Below are 3,067 nucleotides of genomic sequence, written 5' to 3'. Positions count from 1 at the left end.
CGGACGTCTACCGCCGGGGCGCCGACGAGGTCGCCGACCAGCTGCGCCAGCGCATCGGCGACCGCCCGCTGTACATCTCCATCGACATCGACTGCCTGGACCCGGCCCACGCCCCCGGCACCGGCACCCCCGAGGCCGGCGGCATGACCTCCCGCGAGCTGCTGGAGATCCTGCGCGGACTCGCCTCCTGCAACCTGGTCTCCGCGGACGTCGTCGAGGTGGCCCCCGCGTACGACCACGCGGAGATCACCTCGGTGGCCGCGTCCCACACCGCCTACGAGCTGACCACGATCATGTCCCGCCAGATCGCCGCCGCCCGTGAGGAGAACGAGGGCAAGTGACCCACGACCACGACCTGGTGCTCCGCCCGACGCCGGCCCAGACGGAGGCCGCGCTCAACCCCCCTCCCGGCCGCAACGGCGGAGACCTGGTCGTGGAGACCCTGGCCGGGCTCGGCGCGACCACCGTCTTCGGCCTGCCCGGCCAGCACGCCCTCGGCATGTTCGACGCCCTGCGCCGCTCCGACCTGCGGTACGTCGGCCTGCGGGTGGAGAACAACGCCGCCTTCGCGGCGGACGCGTACGGCCGGATCACCGGTGAGGCCGCCCCGCTGCTGCTGTCGACCGGACCGGGCGCGCTGACGTCGCTGGCCGCGCTCCAGGAGGCGGCGGCGGCCTCGGCGCCCGTGCTGGCGATCGGCAGCCAGGTCCCGACGGCGGGCCTGGGCGGGGGCCGCCACGGCTACCTGCACGAACTCCCCGACCAGGCGGCGTCGTTCCGCGGCGTGGTGAAGTCGGTGCACACGGTCCGCACCCCGTCCCAGATCCCGTCCGCGATCGCCGCGGCCTGGAAGTCGGCGCTGACCGCGCCGCACGGCCCGGTGTGGGTGGAGATCCCGCAGGACGTGCTGCTCGCGGAGACGATGCTGCCGCAGGTGACGGCGATGGACGCCACCCCGGACGAGCTGTCCCCGCGCCCCGAACTGACCGCGCTGGCCGCCCACCTGCTGGCGAACGCCGCCCGCCCGGCGATCATCGCGGGCGGGGGAGTGGTCCGCGCGGACGCCTCCGGCAAGCTGCGGCAGCTCGCCGAGCGGATCCAGGCCCCGGTGGTCACCACCCCCGGTGGCAAGGGCGCGTTCCCCTGGACCCACCCGCTGTCGTTGCAGTCCTGGCTGGAGGACCGCCACACGACCGACTTCCTGGAGGACGCGGACGTCCTGCTGGTCGTCGGCTCCGGTCTCGGTGAACTCTCCTCGAACTACCACACCTTCAAGCCGCGCGGCCGGGTGATCCAGATCGAGGCCGACCTCGGCAAGCTGGAGTCCAACCACCCGGGCCTCGGCATCCACGCGGACGCACGCCTCGCGCTCCAGGCGCTGCTGGAGACGGTGCGGCCGCGCGAGGACGCGACCGCGCCCGGGCGTGTCCGCGCGCTGCTGGCGAAGGTCGCCGCACGCATCGCCGCCCAGGAACTCACCCTGGAGCAGCAGGTGCTGACGGCGGTCCGCCGGGCCCTGCCCGCCGACTCGCCCTCCTTCTGGGACATGACGATCCTGGCCTACTGGGCCTGGTCCGCCTTCGACGCCAAGGGCCCCAACCTCCTGCACTCCGCCCAGGGCGCGGGCGGCCTCGGCTACGGCTTCCCCGCCGCCCTCGGTGCGGCGGTCGCCGACCCCACCCGCCCGGTGCTCGCAGTCTCCGGGGACGGCGGCGCCCTGTACTCCGTCGCCGAACTGGCCACGGCCCGGCAGTACGACCTCGACGTCACCTGGCTGATCGTCGACGACGGCGGCTACGGCATCCTGCGCGAGTACATGACCGACGCCTTCGGCGAGCCCACGGCGACGGAACTGACCCGCCCGGACTACGTGGCCCTGGCGGAGTCCTTCGGCGTGCCGGGGGTGCGCACCACCCCCGAGACCCTGGAGCGAGACCTCGCGAAGGCCCTGGTGACACCCGGTCCGTCGGTGGTCGTCCTCCCGGCGCTCCTGCGGATGTTCGCGCCGACGCACGTGAACGGGGACTCCTGAGACCGGACCGGCGTTCTTCGGAGCCGGCCCGGCGTTCCCGGGGCCGGCGCGGGGCGTGCCGTCCGGGGGGCGGATCACTTCGCCACGCGGTACGCACACGCGACAGCGGCCGCGGGCTCCGACGCCGGAGGGGACACGGGCAGCCCCGGTTCCGCCGCAGGGGCCGTGACCCGGGGAACGACCGGCGTGGGCCGCGGCACCGCTCCCGCCTCGCCGGCGCCGTCGAGCAGGTGCGGTTCGCCGTGGCCGACGACCTCCTCGGCCGCGCGGCGGACCTGCCGGCCGACCGCCGCGCGACCTCGGGCCGGCTCCGGTTCCTGCTCGCGCGCGTGCACGAGTCGCCGGCCGGCGTGCGTCGGATCGCCGAGAGCCGGGGCGCCCGCCCGGCTACCAGATCGACTCGACCCACTCCGGGTGGTCGATGAACGGGTTCCGGTTGTGCTGGTAGGAGTCGTAGATGACCTCGTTGCGGCGCTCCTCGAAGGCGCTGGGCGGGTCCTGCTCGTGCCACTGCTTCAGCACCGACAGGCGGCCGTGGTACGGGGAGGTGCCGTTGGTGACGGAGTCGTTGGGCTCCAGGTCGGGCCAGCCGTCCGTGCCCTCGTAGCGCACGGCCATGTAGAGGACCATGCGGGCCACGTCGCCCTTGACGGCGTCGCGGGGCTCGAAGGAGTTCGAGTCGGTCAGGCTGCCGCCGCCGTCGGTGAACGAGCTGCCGCCGTTGTCGAAGTCCTTGTTGCCGCGGATCGAGTTGACCCGGACGTCCTCGGGGCGCAGGTGGTGCAGATCGGTGCCGGGACCGGTGGACGTGCCGAAGTCGCCGTGGGACTTGGCCCAGACGTGCTCGCGGTTCCAGTCGCCGGTGTCACCGCCGTTGAGGGACTTGCTGCGGGAGATGCCCGAGTACAGCAGGATCACGTTGCCGCTGTTGTCCGGGTCCTGGTCGGTGACCTTCAGGGCGTTCCAGACGGCCGAGTACGACAGCTTCGTCTGATCGCTGATGATCGTGTGCAGGGCGTCCTTCAGGGCCGGGCC

3 protein-coding genes are annotated in these 3,067 nt (G+C 73.6%); 2 read left to right on the top strand and 1 reads right to left on the bottom strand.

Features of this window, described 5'->3' with window-relative positions:
• Both RIM90_RS31255 and RIM90_RS31250 read left to right on the top strand, forming a co-directional pair.
• Positions 1 to 341 (top strand): arginase family protein (locus RIM90_RS31255; RefSeq protein ID WP_309064106.1); only part of this gene is annotated, 341 nt, incomplete at its 5' end.
• On the top strand, positions 338 to 2,032 hold the full coding sequence (locus RIM90_RS31250) for a thiamine pyrophosphate-binding protein (protein ID WP_309064105.1): 1,695 nt from the start codon (positions 338 to 340) through the stop codon (positions 2,030 to 2,032). The genes RIM90_RS31255 and RIM90_RS31250, both read left to right, overlap by 4 nt.
• A gap of 387 nt (positions 2,033 to 2,419) precedes the next feature.
• Here RIM90_RS31250 and RIM90_RS31245 read toward each other — a convergent pair.
• The coding region (locus RIM90_RS31245) for an endonuclease (protein WP_309064104.1) at positions 2,420 to 3,067 on the bottom strand (648 nt) is incomplete at its 5' end.

Source organism: Streptomyces sp., from assembly GCF_031181555.1.
Taxonomy (GTDB): Bacteria; Actinomycetota; Actinomycetes; order Streptomycetales; family Streptomycetaceae; genus Streptomyces; species Streptomyces fimbriatus.
This window is presented reverse-complemented; position numbering and strand designations above follow the sequence as displayed.